Genomic DNA, 14,352 nt, shown 5'->3' on the forward strand with positions numbered 1-14,352 from the left:
TGCCGCGGTCGAGCGCCTGATCGAGCAGGCGCCGGCCCGCGGCGGTACCGATCCGGGCAAAGGCGGCGACCAGCCGGTCCATCGGCTCGTCGCCCTGCCACAGATGGTCCGCCATCAGACGGGTACGCGGCGTCTCGACCGGGATCGGCCGCACCTCCAGCCACGGCGAGAGAATCGATTTCCTTGGCTCGTACCATAATTCGGTGGCCACGGCGCGAGGCGGAGCGGGTCGCAGCGGCATCCCCGGTCGATAGTAGTAGTCGTAGGGATGGTCGGTAGGCACGTCGAGCATCGGTCAGAATCCTGTCAGTTGGCGAAATCTCGTCACCGGCGTGCTGCCGTGATCCGCGTGCACGGGGCAGTAGTGTTTGGGATCGGCGCGATGTTCCGGTGCGGGCCACAGCAATTCGGGCGCTTCCGGTGGCGCCAGCGTCGCCGGGCGCAGGCCCCGGGCCCGACGCCGCCCGGCCCGGATCCGCGGAAAGAAATAGCGGATCTCCTCCGGCGTCACCCGATTCAGCGCGGTGAACAACGCGCACCACCGGTCGAACCAGAACTGGTCCCGCGGGGTCCAGTCGAAGCCCATGGTGCGCCGGATCGCCGGATCGCACAGGCCGATCGTGACGAACTGGTAGAACCTGGCGCCCGCCGGGCGAAACAGCCTGTTCCACAACGGTTCCGGCAACAGCTCCAGGATCGGGAACGGCGGCACGGGGGCCTGCTCGGCCAGGCGGTACACCTCCCATGCGGCCTTGGTCGGCTCCAAGACGTGCGCGCACATGTGATTCCAGTACTCCTGGAACTCCGGCCAGCTCTTCGGCACGACCCGCATGCTCATCCCGTACATCTCGTACCACTGGTATTGCTCGCGCCAGAGCTGCTCGCGCTGTTGCGGCGTCAGCCCGCCCATGAAGAGCTCACCGGCCCGCAGAGTCTGCACGAAGAACACCGCGTGTGCCCAGTAGAACGTGCCGGGATCGAGGGCGTGATAACGCCGCCCCCGTTCGTCGCGGCCTTTGATCGTGCGGTGATAGTCGACGATCTCGCGCGCGGTCTGCTCGGCGCGCGGGCCGTCGAAGACCACGCCGACGATCGGATACGCCGACCGCAGCACGCGCTGATAGAACTCGTCTTGGATCTGCGAATGATATTCGACCCCGGCGCCGAGACCCGGATGCATGTTCTGCACCATGCCGAGGAACAACCCGCTCGGCGCGAAGTACAGCGAGCCGAAGATCTTCCAGGTCAACGAGTCCGGGCCGAGCGGAACAGGTACACGGCGACCCTCGTGCACCACGTCATTGTGTGCCACCATGAATCGATGCTGACACGAATAAATACTCGCGTTCAATTCGTCTTCTGATGCCGCCGAAGACCCGGAAAACCCCGCAGCAGCAGCGGTCTCGAGCCATGGTCGCGCGCCTGGTCGACGCGGGTCAGGACGTGCTGATCCAGCACGGCTACGACGGCGCGTCCACCAACCGGATCGCCGAGGCGGCCGGGGTCAGTCCCGGCTCGCTGTACCAGTACTTCCCGGACAAGGACGCGATCGTCACCGCCGTGATCGACCGCTTCAACACCGAGGTCGCGTCCGTGGTGCACGGCAGTGTGCTGGCGAACCTTGCCGAGCCGCCCGAAATCGCCGTTCCCGCAGCGATTTCCGTGCTGCTCGAGGCGCTCGGGCAGCATCCCGCGCTGCTGCGCGCGGTGATCGAGCAGACTCCGCGGCTCAGCGGCGCGAACACGGTGTTCGCCTTCGAACAGCAGATCGGCGGTATCGCCAGGGCCGCGCTCGCCATGCACAGTGCGGCGCTGCCCGACGACGTCGACTTCGACGCCGCCTCGTGGCTGCTCGTACGCACGGTCGAACATCTGACGATCCGCTACGTGCTGGACCAGCCGCCCATCTCCCGCGAGCGGTTCCTGGCCGACATCACCCGGTTGATCCTGAACTTCTTCTATCCCGCGCCGAGCGGTCTACCTGCGCAGAGGCCGACGCCGCGCCGGTCACGAGCAGAACGCGAGTAGCCGATACGACAACGGGCACGCGCCGCTTCCGCGGTCGCGTGCCCGTTCTCGAACGCCTAGTGCTCGGCAGCCTTCGCGCGCGCTCCGAACCGCGTCAGGCCCACGTAACCGGCCGAGACCAGCACGGCCCACACCAGGCCGACCACGAGCGCGGTACGCCCGCTCTCGGTCCAGAACAGCAGCACGACCACCAGGGCCAGGAAAACCAGCGCTGCGACGGTGGTGTACGGGGCGGCGGGCAGGCGGTAGTCGCTGGCGGGCAGTTCGCCGCGGGCGACCTTGGCACGGTAGATCAGGTGGCAGACCAGGATGATGCCCCACACGAAGATGATGCCGATGGTGCTCACCGAGGTGATGTAGGCGAACGCCTTGTCCGGCGAGACGACGTTGACGATCACGCCGATCACCATCGCGGCCGCCGACACGCTGATGCCGACGTAGGGCACCTGCCGCGAGCTCAGCTTCTCCAACGCCGACGGGGCCTCGCCGTGCATCGACAGGGTGCGCAGCATGCGGCCGGTCGAGTAGATGCCCGAGTTGCACGACGACAGCGCCGCGGTCAGCAGCACGAAGTTGATGATGCCGGCCGCGCCGGGGATGCCGATCTGCTGGAACACCTCGACGAACGGACTCTTGCCCTCGTGGAAGGTGCGCCAGCTCGCCACCGACATGATCACCAGCAGCGCGCCGACGTAGAACAGGCCGATGCGGAACGGCAGGGTGTTGATCGCCTTGCGCAGTGTCTTGCGCGGGTCGCGCGCCTCGCCGGCCGTCACGCCGACCAATTCGACACCGACGTAGGCGAACAGCACGATCTGCAACACCAGCAGCGACTGCCCGAACCCGTTCGGGAACACCCCGCCGTCGGCCCAGAGGTTGGTCACGGTCGGGTTCGCGGCGTGGCCGAAGCCGATGGTCAGCACGCCGATGCCGAGCAGGATCATGCCGATGATCGCGGTGACTTTGATGGCGGAGAACCAGAATTCGCCCTCACCGAACAGTCGCACGGAGATCAGGTTCGCGGCGAACATCACGGCGAGCACCACCAGCGCGGTGATCCACGGCTCGATATCGAACCAGTACTGCACGTACTTGCCCGCGACGGTGATCTCGGCCATGCAGGTGGCCACCCACACCGCCCAGTAGGACCAGCCGGTCACGAAACCCGCGAAGCGGCCGAGGAATTCGTGCGCGTACTCGGCGAAGCTGCCCGACACGGGGCGATAGGTGAGCAGCTCCCCCAACGCGCGCATGATGACGAAGATCGCCAGGCCCGCCGCCAGGTAGGCCAGGATCAGCGCGGGGCCCGCCTGCTCGATCGCGCCGCCGGCGCCGTAGAACAGGCCGGTGCCGATCGCGCCGCCGATGGCGATCATCTGAATGGTGCGCGGGCTCAGACCGCGCGCGTAGCCCTCCGATTCGCCGGTGCCGGTTTGGTCGAGCGTTCCGGCGTCCGATACTTCACGGTCGGCGGCTGTCATAGTGCGGTCCTTCTCTCTTGCGGCAACGACGCGACGGCCGGGATCGTCGGTCGGTGACCCCGGACACATGACATGGGATCATCGCATGTTTGCGCATCGATCAGTACGTCACGCTACCGGTTGCGCCCACCCGCCGGGCACCGAGCAGCACCCGGCGAACCCGACTTCGCAGGTAAAAGGCCTGAATACGTCAGGTCGCCACAATCGGGCCGGTCCGCTGAGCGCGCTACTTCGAAAGCCGTGCCGGGCCCGAACGATTCCGCGGCGACGGCCGCACCGAACGCCGCGCCGCATCGTTCACGATCAACGGGGAGTAGTGTCAGTAAGGTAACCCTAATTCTAATCGTGGGAGGATTACCTATGGCTCGACCTCGCACCACCCTCACCGTGCAGCGCACCGAATGGCTCAGCCCGCATCTGATCCGGGTCCACCTCGGCGGACCCGGTTTCGCCGCGTTCAAGGACAACGAGTTCACCGATTCCTACGTCAAGTTCATCTTCGAACGCGACGGCATCGAGGTGCTGCGCACCTACACCGTCCGCTCGGTCGATCACGAAGCCGGCGAACTCGCCGCGGATTTCGTGTATCACGGCGCCGAGGGCATCGCGGGACCGTGGGCTGCCGAGACCAAGCCCGGCGACACCATCGACCTGTACGGTCCCGGTGGCGCGTACGCGCCCCGGTCCGATGCGGACTGGCATCTGCTGGCCGGCGACGAGGCAGCGCTGCCCGCCATCGCCGCGGCACTGGAAGCGATGGACGCGGACGCGGTCGGCTACGCGTTCGTCGAGGTGGCCGGGCCGGACGACGAACTGCCGCTGCGCAAGCCCGACGGCATCGAGTTCACCTGGCTGCACCGCGGCGGCCGCGGACCGGGCGAGGTGCTCGCCGAAAGCGTGCGCAGCGCGCCGTGGAAAGACGGCCAGGTGCAGGTCTTCATCCACGGCGAAGCCCAGGCCGTCATGCACGACCTGCGACGCTACGTGCGCCGCGAGCACAATGTGCCCGCCGAATGGGCGGCGTCGATCTCGGGCTACTGGCGCCGTGGTCGCACCGAAGAAGGCTTCCGGGAATGGAAGGCCGAGCTGAAGGCGAAGGACGCGGCCGAGCCAGCGGCTTCGCAGAGCTGAGCCGAGTTCGGCCCGAGCCGAGGGCCCGCGGACGCGTGCGGATCGATCATGACGGCGTCGAAGTCCCGGAGTCCTTCAGCACCCGCTCGATCGCCGTACGAGTCGCCGCCACATACTTTTCCGGCTCGGCCAGGAAGACGTCATGGGCGGCGTCCAGCTCGATCACCTCGGCGCCGAGCAGGGCGGCCAGTTCTCGTTGGTCGGTGGGTGGCACCGCCCCGTCGCGGGCGGTGACCACCACCGCCGTGGGCAGCCCCGCGAGTTCGGCCGCGTGCGGCCGGAAGTCGAAGGCGTACTCGGCCAGGATCACGTCGACGATCACGCGCGGATGACACTGTCCCAGTTCGGCACTCAGCCACGGCCATAGTCGGGCCACCTCCGGCACGCGCGCTCGCGCTCTGCGGAAGTAGGCCAGCGGCAGGGTACGCCCGATGCCCGCGCTGACATGTGCGAGCGGGCGCAGCCCGCGGAAGAGCACCCGGCCGATCTGGTCGACGCGGCTGTCGAAGGCCATCGCGGTCGCCTCGAACACCAGCCCGCGCACCCGATCCCGGTGGCGCCGAGCGAATTCCAGACCGACCGGCCCGCCCAGCGAATACCCGCACACCACCACCTGATCGATGCCCAGCGCGTCCAGCACCGAGGCGGCGTCGTCGGCGCACCGGGTGATGTCGAATCGTTCGTCGGCGGCCAGCGGCAGCCCGCGGCCGTGCCCGCGCAGGTCCAGTGCGACCAGACCGTGCTCGGCCGCGACCGGCGGCATCAGGTGACAGAAATTGACGTCCGCCGTCAGCGCCCAACCATGCAGCAGCAGAACCGGATCGGGGCCGGGCACGAATCGGACCGCGATCGTCGACCCGTCGGGTAGCACGATCGTCCGGCGTGGCGGCAGCCCGGCCGGCCCCTCGACCACGTCCCCACCACCGGGCTCAGCACCCCCCGAAAGGCTCGCCATCACCCGAACGACGGTAGCCGATGATCGCGATCAGGAAAGGGGTAACGCCTGCGCCGCCCGCCGGATCTCGGGCAGCCGCGCGGGGTCGGCGAGCAGACCGGTCAAGGCGAATTCGACGATCTCCGCCGGGCTCACCGCGATCTCCGGCAGTGCGAGGGCATCGAAGAGGGCCTGCACGAGGCGCGCACCGGAAACCGGATCCATCGCCCGCACGTCACCTTCCCGCTGACCCGCCGTCACCAGTTCGATGACGATCCGATCCAACCTGGTGACCAGGCCCAGTTCGGCAGTGAAGCGTTCCCTGGTCAGCTCCTGGGTGGTGAGGATGGACGCGAGTACATACGGCGACCCTTGCAGATGGTCCAGCGCGTCGCGCAGCCACCGATGCAGTTTCACCACCGCGGGCGCGTCGAGCGCTGCCAGTTCGTCCGCCAGCGCCAGCGGACGTTCCAGACCGAGGCGGACCAGCGCGGCGAGGATGTCGTCCTTCGCGGCGAAGTGCTTGTAGATCGCGGGTTGGCGTACCCCGACGGCGGCGGCGATGTCGCGCGTCGAGGTGGCCGCGAATCCGCGCACGGCGATGAGCTCGGCGGCGGTACGCAGGATGCGTTCGGCCGCCGGGCTCGATTGGGTCGTTTCCGCCGTCATGCGTTCCAGGCTAACGGCCGTACGGTTCGTCCCCGAGCAAGGCGGTGGCCAGATTCCGGTAGAAGGCCAGGATGCCGGGCTGCTCCTTGGGGCTGAGGTGGCCGCGCGCGGTGAATCGCGCGGCGACACCGCGCTGCACGGCTTCCAGGCCGTCGCGATCCTCGTCGTTGATCATCATGGTGACCGCCTGCTGGGTGCGGCGCAGCGCTTCGGAATCGGTGGCCAGTTCCGGCAGGGTGAGCACGCCGCCGATCACCTGGACTCGGTCGATCGCCGTCGGCGTGAAGCTGAACCACACCACCTGGTCGCCGATCGCGATGAGCGCGCTCACCGGGAAACCCAGCAGCAGCATGCCGTTGTTGCGCTGGATCTCGTTCAGCCGCACCGCTTCCGGCTCCACCGGCAGGGCGAGCGGGATTCTGGCGTGCAGCACCCACGGCGAGTAGTGCTCGACGTGGATGTCGCTGCCGCCCGGCATGAACGGTTCGAGCGTCTCCCGGTGCAGGCCGATGACGTGATAGTTCTCGTGCCCGTTCTCCATCACCAGTTTCCAGTTCACCTGCCATTGCAGCGACCACGAATCCACCTGCACCATCTCGCCGAGGCGGTACCCGTCGAACTGGGCCGCGGCCCGATCGAGGTGGTCGCCGATCGGTTCGGCGTCCGCGTCGAGGTTGATCCAGACCAGCCCGTTCCACTGCGCCAACGCGAATTGCGGTAGCCGGCACTGCTTGGGCGCGAAGTCCAAGTTGGCGCCCATGTACGGCGCACCGCGCAGCCGGCCGTCGAGGCCGTACTTCCACAGGTGGTAGCGGCAGGTGAACGAATCGGTATGGCCCGCACCGGGTTCGACGAGCGGCATCAGCCGGTGCCGGCAGATCGAGGACATCGCGCGCAGTTCGCCGTCCTGCCCCCGGGTGAGCACCACCGGCTCCCCCGCGATCGACAACGCCACATAGTCGCCGGGACGCGCGAGCTGATCGACGTGCGCGGCCAGGATCCAGCTGCGCCGGAAGATCAACTCGCGCTCCAGCTCCCACAGCTCGGGCGAGGAGTAGGCGCTGGGCGGCAGAGTGAGCGCCGGAGGTTCCGGCTCGAGGTAGCGGTGCAGTTCCGCGAGGATCTCGCGGATGCCCGAGGTGGTGATCGCGGTCATAGGGGCCTCCCGAACGTGAGGTTATCGTTCGATAACTATGTTCAGGTTATCAAGCGATAACCACCCGTCAAGGCATTATTTCCGGTGCCGACACGTACCTCGAACGCGCTACTGCTTCGGCGCGCGCAGCGCCTCCTCGACGAACCGGGTGGTGTAGGTCTTCGACAGATCGATGCGGTCCCGGACGGGGCGCACGTTCTTCGAATACTTGCCGAGGATGTCCAGAACATTCTGGGCGCCTTCGGGTTTCATCACACCGTCGCCGTTGAACATGCCGATCGAGTCGCGGATGGACTGGACGTAGAGGTCCTTGCCCGCGCTCGCGTACTGCGAGGGCATCTGCGCGGCGATCTCCTCCGGGGTGTGCGCCTTGATCCACTGCAGGGTCTGCACGAACGCCGCCGCGAGCTTGCGCACGATCTCCGGGTGCGCGTCGATGGTCGCGCAGCTCATGTACAGCGAGGTGGCCGGATACAAACCACCCAGGGCGGCCCGGGTGCCCGCCTCGGTGCGCATGTCGACCAGGATTCGCGCCTCCCCGGAATTGACCATCTGCGCGACGGTCGGGTCGGTGGTCATGCCCGCGTCGATGCCGTTGTGGTTCATCCCGGCGATGAACGTCTGTCCCGCACCGACTTTCACCCTGGTGTAGTCCGCGGTGGACATCCCCTGCTGACCGGTGAGCGCCTGGGTGAGGAAATCGGTCGACGAGCCGAGCGAGGTGACGCCCAAATTCTTGCCGCGCAGATCGGCCGTCGACTTGATCTCGTCCGCGTCCGCCGTGGACACCAGCTCCACCTCGCCGGGCACGTCCGAGAACTGCACCACCGAACTGATGCACTGATCCTTGGCCTGCAGGTCGATGGTGTGGTCATAGAAGCCGACCACCGCCTGTACGTCGCCGGTGAGCAACGCCGTCTCGGCGTTCGCGCCGGACTGCTCGCCGAGCAGCTTCACATCGATGTCGTTGCTCTCGAAGTAGCCGAGTTGCTTGGTGAGCATCGCGGGCAGGTAGATCACCTTCTCCAGCCCGCCGACCATGATGGTGATCTCCGGCCGCCCGTTCACCATCGGAATATGGCGCGAATCCCGGCATCCGGTGGCCAGCAGCAGTGCCGCCACGGCCAGCACGACGATCGTCACATGCTTGCGATATCTCATGCTCAGATCCCGTGACTCGTGTTCGCCTGCGAGGGACGCCATTTCAGCAAGCGGCTCTCCGCGTAGCCGATCGCCCACTCGGCGAGCAGCGCGATGACGGTGATGATGATCATGCCCGCGTAGATGCCCGCCGAATCGAAGGTGCCCTGCGCGTTGCTGATCAGCAGGCCCAAACCTTTACTGGCCCCCGCGTATTCACCGACCACCGCACCGATCAGCGCGAAGCCGAAGGCGGTGTGCAGGCTGGACAGGATCCAGGTGGTCGCGCTGGGCAGCACGATCGCGGTGAGCACCTGCCGCTTGCCCGCGCCGAGGATGCGCGCATTGTTGATCACGTTGCCGTCCACCTCCCGGGCGCCGGTGAACGCGTTGAAGAACACCGCGAAGAACACCAGCACGACCACCGTCGCGACCTTCGAACTCAAGCCGAGGCCGAACCAGATGATGAACAGCGAGGCGAGCACGATCCGCGGAACGGCGTTGAGCCCCTTGATGAACGGCGCGAGCACATCTGCCCAGTAGCGACTGCGGCCGAGCAGCACACCGAGCACGACACCGGCGACGGTGCCGATCACGAAGCCGAGCACCGCCTCCTGCACGGTGGTGTAGATCTGCAACCAGATCGAGCCGAATTGGGTCCCGTCGGTGAACCACTCGACCAGCCGCGCCCAGATCAACGACGGCTTCGAGTAGAAGAACGGGTCGATCCAGAGCGAGGCGGTCAGCTCCCAGGACCCCAGCCACAGGGCCACCAGCGCCGCGCGCAGTCCCCAGGTGCGGATACCCGCGCGCCGGGCGTTGGTGCGCACCCGCGCGAGGATCTGCTCCTCGGACTCGTTCTCCGGGACCGGCGCTGCGGCAGAACTCTTTTCGAGAATGTCATGCGACACGGGTCGCTCCTTCCTTGACCGCCCCGCCGGCACCACGTGCCGCCTCGACCTGATCGCGCAGCGTTTCCCAGATCTCTTTGTAGATATCGCGGAACTCGGTGGTGAGCCGCACCTCTTCGACATTGCGCGGGCGCTCGAGCGCGACGGTGAAGTTGCCGCACACTGTCGCCGGGCTCGCCGTCATCACGATCACCCGGTCGGCGAGCACGATGGCCTCTTCGAGGTCGTGGGTGACGAAGATGACGGCGGCGCCGGTGCCCGCCCACACGCGCAGCAGTTCGTCCTGCATGAGCTGGCGGGTCTGCACGTCGAGCGCGCTGAACGGCTCGTCCATCAACAGGATTTCCGGGCCGTTGACCAGTGTCTGTGCCAGCGCGACCCGCTTGCGCATGCCGCCCGAGAGCTGATGCGGATAGTAGGTTTCGAACCCGGCCAGGCCCACCTTGCGTACCCAGCCCGAAGCCTGCTCCCGCGCTTGCGCTTTCGACTTGCCGCGCAGCCGCGGGCCCAGGGCGACATTGTCCAGCACGCTCTTCCACGGCAGCACCGCGTCCTGCTGGAACATGTAGCCGATGCCGTCGGGGATGCCCCGGACGTCCTTGCCGCGCACCAGGGTCCGGCCCGCCGAAGCCGGTTCCAGGCCGGACACCAGGGACAGGGTAGTGGACTTGCCACAACCGGTCGGGCCGACCACGGCGACGAATTCGCCGGGCCCGACCTCGAGGTCGAGGTCCTTGACGGCGGTGTGGATGCCGCCACCGGTGCCGGGGAAACGCTTGGTCGCGCTCCGCAGCTCGATGAGTGGGTTGGTCATGATTTCTAGCTCCTGCGAGTCGAGATAGAGCGAACGTACGTGGCCCCGGTCACAGGCCGGAGCTTGTGCGCACAAGCCGTGCAAAGTGCCGATTCGCCAGGTTCTGCGCATTCTGCTCACCTCGAGCGGGTGGTCTATGCTGCGGCAATGGCCACTGAGGGCGCGCCGGCCGTGCGATTGAGGACGCAAGTTCTGCTGCTGCAGATCATGGTGGTCACCCTTACCCTCGGCGTCGCCTTCGCGGTTTTCGGCTATCTCAGCGATCAGCGGCTGCGCGACGGTTACGGCCAGCGCGCCCTCGCGATCGCGCGCACGGTCGCCGCCGATCCCGTGGTGCGCCGCGAGGTGGCCCGGTACGCGCCGGGCGCCATCGACGCCGATCCGGCGCTGCGCCGCGAACTCGCCGACGGACCGCTGGAGCACATCGCAGTCGACACCACCCAGCGCACCGGCGCGCTGTTCGTGGTGATCACCGACGATTCCGGGATCCGGCTCGCGCACCCCGACGCCACCCGGCTCACCGAACACGTCAGCACCGATCCGTCCGGCGCGCTGGCCGGACGCGAGGTGATCGCCGAGGAACGCGGCACGCTCGGCGACTCGGTACGCGCGAAAGTCCCAGTGCTCGAACCTGATTCGGAGCAGATCGTGGGTGCGGTGAGCGTCGGGATCGCTACCGACGCGGTGCGCGATCAATTGCTCGACGACCTGCGCACCGCGGGACTGCTCGTCGGCGCCGCGCTGCTGGTGGGGATCGCCGGATCCATGGTGCTCGCCCGGCGCTGGCGCGGGCTGACCCTCGGGCTCGAACCCGCCGAACTCGCCGAACTCGTGCGCGGCCAGGCAGCGGTGCTGCACGGTATCGGCCGCGGCGTGCTCGCCGTCGACGCGCGGTGGCGGACCACGTTCGTCAACGACGAGGCGCGCCGACTGCTCGGCATCGGCGCGGAGACCGGACGCCCGGTGGCGGAGATCGGGTTGACGCCACGGGTGCTCGAGGTGTTCCGCGGGCTCGACGAACAACCCGCGTCGGCCACGGTCGGCTCGCACATCGTGGTGGTCGCGGCCCGGCCCGTGCAGCGCGACGGCCGCGACCTCGGCGCGGTACTCACCGTGCGGGATCGCACCGACGTCGAAGCGCTCACCCGCCAACTCGACGCCGTCCAATCGATGAGCACCGTGCTGCGCGCGCAACGCCACGAGTTCTCCAACAAGATGCACCTGATCAGCGGGCTGCTGCACAGCGGACACACCGAGGAGGCGTCGCGCTCGCTGGACGAGATGATCGGCGCCGGGCCGCTCGGCGCCGCCGCGCCCGGCATCGACGCCATCCACGACGCCTACCTGCAGGCCTTTCTCGCCGCGAAGGCCGCGCACGCCCGCGAAGGCGGCGTCGAACTGGTGCTCGGCCCCAACACCTGGGTGGACGGCACCCTCGCCGACCCGGTCGACGTCACCACCGTGCTCGGCAACCTGCTCGACAACGCGATCGAGGCCGTGCACGCCTCGGGCAACACCGTGCGGCAGGTGGAAGTAGAGCTGGTTCAGGAGGATTCGACGTTGCACATCGTCGTGGCGGACAGCGGTGACGGTGTCGCACCGGAGCTGATCGACGTGCTGTTCACCGAGGGCGCCTCGACCCGCGACGGCCGCGACGTGCCCGGCGGACGCGGGGTCGGGCTCGCGCTGATCCGGCAGATCGCCCGCACCCACGGCGGCGACGTACATCTGGCCAGTCCGCGCGGCGGCGCGCCACCGCTGACCGGCGCCGAATTCATCGCTCGCATTCCCGGCGTGCTCGTAGACAGCAAGGTGTCATGGCCCCAACAGATTTGACCGTTCTCGTCGTCGACGACGACTTCCGCGTCGCCAACCTGCATGCCGCGATCGTGGACTCCATCGCCGGATTCACCGTCGCGGGCACCGCGAACACCCTGGCCGCGGCCCGGGTGATCCTGGACGCGGGGCAGGTCGATCTCGCACTCGTCGACGTGTACCTTCCCGACGGCTCCGGAGTCGACTTCGTCCGCGAATTGCGGTGTGACGCCATGGTTCTGACCGCGTCCACGGACAGCGACACCGTCCGTGCGGCGCTGTCCGCGGGCGCGCTCGCCTACCTGGTCAAGCCGTTCCAGCACACCGAGCTCGCGGCCCGGCTGGCCGCGTACGCGCGTTACCGGCGCATCCTCTCGGCGCCCCAGGTCGACAACGCCCGGGTCGACGCGGCCTTGCAGGCCTTGCGCCCGGCCGCCGCGGCGGCCGCCTCGGCCGCCGTCGCCTCCTCCCCCACCAAAGACCTTGTCCTCCAGTCGATCCTGGCCGCGGACAACCCCCTCTCCGCGGGCGAGGTGGCCACCGCGATCGGCATCTCCCGCGCCACCGCCCAGCGCTACCTGGCCACCCTCGTCGGCACCGGCACCCTGCGCATGAGCCTGCGCTACGGCAGCACCGGCCGCCCCGAACAGGAATACTCCGCGACGAGCCGGAGCTGAAGTTCAGTTCGGGAAGCGGCGCGCCCAGGATTCGTGCGGGACCTGCGCGGCGTTGATCACCGCGCTCAGCAGCCGATACCAGCCGGCGATGGTGACGAGTTCGAGTACCTGGTCGTCCCGGTAGCGCGCATGCAGTTCGGCCCACAGGTCATCGGAAACGCTTGCGGTCTCGTGGATTTCGTCGGCCAGGCGGACCAGTGCACGGTCGCCGCCGGACCACGCCGGGTCGGTGGGCGCGCCCACCGCCGTCGCGTCGATCTGCGCCGGGGTGAGGCCGACTTCCGGAGCTTGGAGCACCGCGTGGACGCCCCATTCGTACTCGGCGCCCGCCCGTGCACAGGTCCGCAGGATGACGATCTCGCGGGCCCGCGGCGGCACGCGGCCATGGCCGAGGATGCCCGCCCCGAGCGGGCGCATCCGGCCGAAGAGTTCGTCGTGCACCGCGAGCGTACGGAACAGGGCGAGCGGCTCGACCGCTGTCTCCGGCGGCATCCACTTGATGAGTTGCGCAGCGATATCAGGAGCATAGGGCGGCTGCAGCGGCGCGATTCGCGGCCGGGATTCGGTGGTACTCATGGCGGATCCTCACGACTGCCGGGCGGACGAAGTACTCTTGCTTCGGAAACCAGAGCAAGGATGGTGACGATGGTAGCTTCGGATTCCGAAGCAGACAAGGGTCCGGCGGTCGGACGGCCGGTGCGCGGTTCGCAGTCCGGCCGCCCGATCATGGTGCTGCTGGATCTGCTCGGCAGGCGCTGGACGCTGCGGGTGCTGTGGGAACTGCGCGACGGCCGAGCTGTGACGTTTCGCGAGTTGCAGGCCCGCTGCGGCGGCATCTCCGCCAGCGTGCTCAACGATCGGTTGCGAGAACTACGCGAGGCCCGGGTCGTCACCGCCGAGCCGGACGGCTATCAGCTGAGCCCGGACGGGACGGACCTGCTGGCCGCCCTCGCGCCGCTGCAGGTGTGGGTGCAGCGCTGGGCGGAATAGGGGGCAGCTACTTCGGCGGCGCGCCGATCATGGCGACTTTGCTACCGTCCCAACGGAATTGGACATGGGTCACGGTGCCGTCGTCGCACGCGTTGCAGCTGCCGGGTGTGCGGTAGAGCAGGCCGACCGTGTCGTCGGTGGTCCGGTCGACGTCGAGTGAGGTGAAACCGTACGCGCGCGGCGTCGCGGTACCGAGGTAGGCACCCTTGTGGAACAGCAGCGCGTGATTCGGCGAACTGCCGGTGGCGCCCTCGACCGTGACGATGACCGTCGACAGGGTGGCACACGGATCGAAGTTTCCTTGGAAACCGCGCGCGTCGGCGGACCACGGCGCCTGCGTGACCGGTTCGACCGGCAGCGTGGCGAGCGCGGACTGGATCACCTGCGCCGACAGGTCGATACCGCAGCGGACCGGCGTGGCCGAGGTGGTGGGCACGGCCGCATGTTCGTACGGGCCGACGGCCGCCGGCTGCCGATCGGCCGCGCACCCGGCGCAACCGAGCAGGAGCACAGCACAGGCGACGAGCACAGGTCGAGCAATCCGCACCACGGAAATCCTTCTCGGTCCACCGACAGGTTCGAGCGAGCAGAGCACAGTCTCGCCCA

Annotated in this window: 15 protein-coding genes and 1 pseudogene; 5 read left to right on the forward strand and 11 right to left on the reverse strand. The window is 68.1% G+C overall.

The window, feature by feature from the left end; translation table 11 throughout:
• Both NBRGI_RS18455 and NBRGI_RS18460 read right to left on the reverse strand, forming a co-directional pair.
• Positions 1 to 292: pseudogene (locus NBRGI_RS18455) on the reverse strand (oxygenase MpaB family protein); the annotation flags it as partial.
• Positions 293 to 295: 3 nt separating this feature from the next.
• Entirely contained in the window at positions 296 to 1,315 is a 1,020-nt protein-coding gene (locus NBRGI_RS18460) for an oxygenase MpaB family protein (RefSeq protein WP_051727867.1), read from the reverse strand.
• 47 nt (positions 1,316 to 1,362) lie between these two features.
• Here NBRGI_RS18460 and NBRGI_RS18465 point away from each other — a divergent pair, with 47 nt between their 5' ends.
• Positions 1,363 to 2,028, forward strand: a complete 666-nt coding sequence (locus NBRGI_RS18465) for a TetR/AcrR family transcriptional regulator (RefSeq protein ID WP_235211004.1) — start codon at positions 1,363 to 1,365, stop codon at positions 2,026 to 2,028.
• Positions 2,029 to 2,084: 56 nt separating this feature from the next.
• Here NBRGI_RS18465 and NBRGI_RS18470 read toward each other — a convergent pair whose 3' ends face one another.
• The gene (locus tag NBRGI_RS18470; RefSeq protein WP_029897936.1) at positions 2,085 to 3,509 is read right to left on the reverse strand and encodes an amino acid permease; all 1,425 of its coding nucleotides are present in this window, start codon (positions 3,507 to 3,509) and stop codon (positions 2,085 to 2,087) included.
• Between the two features lie 360 nt (positions 3,510 to 3,869).
• Here NBRGI_RS18470 and NBRGI_RS18475 point away from each other — a divergent pair, with 360 nt between their 5' ends.
• On the forward strand, positions 3,870 to 4,640 hold the full coding sequence (locus NBRGI_RS18475) for a siderophore-interacting protein (protein WP_029897938.1): 771 nt from the start codon (positions 3,870 to 3,872) through the stop codon (positions 4,638 to 4,640).
• A gap of 46 nt (positions 4,641 to 4,686) precedes the next feature.
• Here NBRGI_RS18475 and NBRGI_RS18480 read toward each other — a convergent pair whose 3' ends face one another.
• The 6 genes from NBRGI_RS18480 to NBRGI_RS18505 form a co-directional block, all read right to left on the reverse strand.
• Positions 4,687 to 5,595 (reverse strand): alpha/beta fold hydrolase, encoded by a 909-nt coding sequence (locus NBRGI_RS18480; protein WP_081878133.1) that lies wholly within the window; start codon positions 5,593 to 5,595, stop codon positions 4,687 to 4,689.
• Between the two features lie 30 nt (positions 5,596 to 5,625).
• Positions 5,626 to 6,243, reverse strand: coding sequence for a TetR/AcrR family transcriptional regulator (locus tag NBRGI_RS18485; protein WP_029897942.1), 618 nt, complete (start codon positions 6,241 to 6,243; stop codon positions 5,626 to 5,628).
• 10 nt (positions 6,244 to 6,253) lie between these two features.
• On the reverse strand, positions 6,254 to 7,399 hold the full coding sequence (locus NBRGI_RS18490; protein WP_029897944.1) for an aromatic ring-hydroxylating oxygenase subunit alpha: 1,146 nt from the start codon (positions 7,397 to 7,399) through the stop codon (positions 6,254 to 6,256).
• Between the two features lie 108 nt (positions 7,400 to 7,507).
• Complete coding sequence (locus NBRGI_RS18495) at positions 7,508 to 8,560, reverse strand: ABC transporter substrate-binding protein (RefSeq protein WP_029897947.1); 1,053 nt, start codon at positions 8,558 to 8,560, stop codon at positions 7,508 to 7,510.
• A 2-nt stretch (positions 8,561 to 8,562) separates the two neighbouring features.
• Complete coding sequence (locus NBRGI_RS18500) at positions 8,563 to 9,450, reverse strand: ABC transporter permease (protein ID WP_081878134.1); 888 nt, start codon at positions 9,448 to 9,450, stop codon at positions 8,563 to 8,565.
• Entirely contained in the window at positions 9,440 to 10,264 is an 825-nt protein-coding gene (locus NBRGI_RS18505; protein ID WP_029897951.1) for an ABC transporter ATP-binding protein, read from the reverse strand. Before NBRGI_RS18505 ends, NBRGI_RS18500 begins: the two co-directional genes overlap by 11 nt.
• Positions 10,265 to 10,411: 147 nt before the next feature.
• On the opposite strand from NBRGI_RS18505, the gene NBRGI_RS18510 reads away from it, so the two are divergent.
• Together NBRGI_RS18510 and NBRGI_RS18515 are read left to right on the forward strand one after the other, a co-directional pair.
• The gene (locus tag NBRGI_RS18510; RefSeq protein WP_195138446.1) at positions 10,412 to 12,100 is read left to right on the forward strand and encodes an ATP-binding protein; all 1,689 of its coding nucleotides are present in this window, start codon (positions 10,412 to 10,414) and stop codon (positions 12,098 to 12,100) included.
• Positions 12,082 to 12,756: a response regulator gene (locus NBRGI_RS18515; RefSeq protein WP_029897955.1), complete on the forward strand. Its 675-nt coding sequence runs from the start codon at positions 12,082 to 12,084 to the stop codon at positions 12,754 to 12,756. Before NBRGI_RS18510 ends, NBRGI_RS18515 begins: the two co-directional genes overlap by 19 nt.
• A 3-nt stretch (positions 12,757 to 12,759) precedes the next feature.
• Here NBRGI_RS18515 and NBRGI_RS18520 read toward each other — a convergent pair whose 3' ends face one another.
• Positions 12,760 to 13,332 carry a carboxymuconolactone decarboxylase family protein gene (locus NBRGI_RS18520; RefSeq protein WP_029897957.1) on the reverse strand — a complete coding sequence of 191 codons (573 nt, stop codon included), beginning with the start codon at positions 13,330 to 13,332 and terminating at the stop codon, positions 12,760 to 12,762.
• A 69-nt stretch (positions 13,333 to 13,401) separates the two neighbouring features.
• Here NBRGI_RS18520 and NBRGI_RS18525 point away from each other — a divergent pair, with 69 nt between their 5' ends.
• On the forward strand, positions 13,402 to 13,746 hold the full coding sequence (locus NBRGI_RS18525) for a winged helix-turn-helix transcriptional regulator (RefSeq protein WP_029897959.1): 345 nt from the start codon (positions 13,402 to 13,404) through the stop codon (positions 13,744 to 13,746).
• Between the two features lie 7 nt (positions 13,747 to 13,753).
• On the opposite strand, the gene NBRGI_RS47535 is transcribed toward NBRGI_RS18525, so the two are convergent.
• Positions 13,754 to 14,293, reverse strand: a complete 540-nt coding sequence (locus NBRGI_RS47535; RefSeq protein ID WP_158439893.1) for an LppP/LprE family lipoprotein — start codon at positions 14,291 to 14,293, stop codon at positions 13,754 to 13,756.
• Positions 14,294 to 14,352: the final 59 nt, after the last annotated feature.

Source organism: Nocardia brasiliensis IFM 10847 (assembly GCF_000710915.1).
Lineage (GTDB): Bacteria > Actinomycetota > Actinomycetes > Mycobacteriales > Mycobacteriaceae > Nocardia > Nocardia brasiliensis_A.

Bases quoted from the DNA above. Each gene is read 5' to 3' on its own strand.
- NBRGI_RS18470 (WP_029897936.1), bottom strand. From the start codon at position 3,509: ATGACAGCCGCCGACCGTGAAGTATCGGACGCCGGAACGCTCGACCAA.
- NBRGI_RS18525 (WP_029897959.1), top strand. From the start codon at position 13,402: ATGGTAGCTTCGGATTCCGAAGCAGACAAGGGTCCGGCGGTCGGACGG.
- NBRGI_RS18510 (WP_195138446.1), top strand. From the start codon at position 10,412: ATGGCCACTGAGGGCGCGCCGGCCGTGCGATTGAGGACGCAAGTTCTG.
- NBRGI_RS18520 (WP_029897957.1), bottom strand. From the start codon at position 13,332: ATGAGTACCACCGAATCCCGGCCGCGAATCGCGCCGCTGCAGCCGCCC.
- NBRGI_RS18465 (WP_235211004.1), top strand. From the start codon at position 1,363: ATGCCGCCGAAGACCCGGAAAACCCCGCAGCAGCAGCGGTCTCGAGCC.
- NBRGI_RS18495 (WP_029897947.1), bottom strand. From the start codon at position 8,560: ATGAGATATCGCAAGCATGTGACGATCGTCGTGCTGGCCGTGGCGGCA.
- NBRGI_RS18485 (WP_029897942.1), bottom strand. From the start codon at position 6,243: ATGACGGCGGAAACGACCCAATCGAGCCCGGCGGCCGAACGCATCCTG.
- NBRGI_RS18480 (WP_081878133.1), bottom strand. From the start codon at position 5,595: ATGGCGAGCCTTTCGGGGGGTGCTGAGCCCGGTGGTGGGGACGTGGTC.
- NBRGI_RS18460 (WP_051727867.1), bottom strand. From the start codon at position 1,315: ATGGTGGCACACAATGACGTGGTGCACGAGGGTCGCCGTGTACCTGTT.
- NBRGI_RS18490 (WP_029897944.1), bottom strand. From the start codon at position 7,399: ATGACCGCGATCACCACCTCGGGCATCCGCGAGATCCTCGCGGAACTG.
- NBRGI_RS18475 (WP_029897938.1), top strand. From the start codon at position 3,870: ATGGCTCGACCTCGCACCACCCTCACCGTGCAGCGCACCGAATGGCTC.
- NBRGI_RS18505 (WP_029897951.1), bottom strand. From the start codon at position 10,264: ATGACCAACCCACTCATCGAGCTGCGGAGCGCGACCAAGCGTTTCCCC.
- NBRGI_RS18515 (WP_029897955.1), top strand. From the start codon at position 12,082: ATGGCCCCAACAGATTTGACCGTTCTCGTCGTCGACGACGACTTCCGC.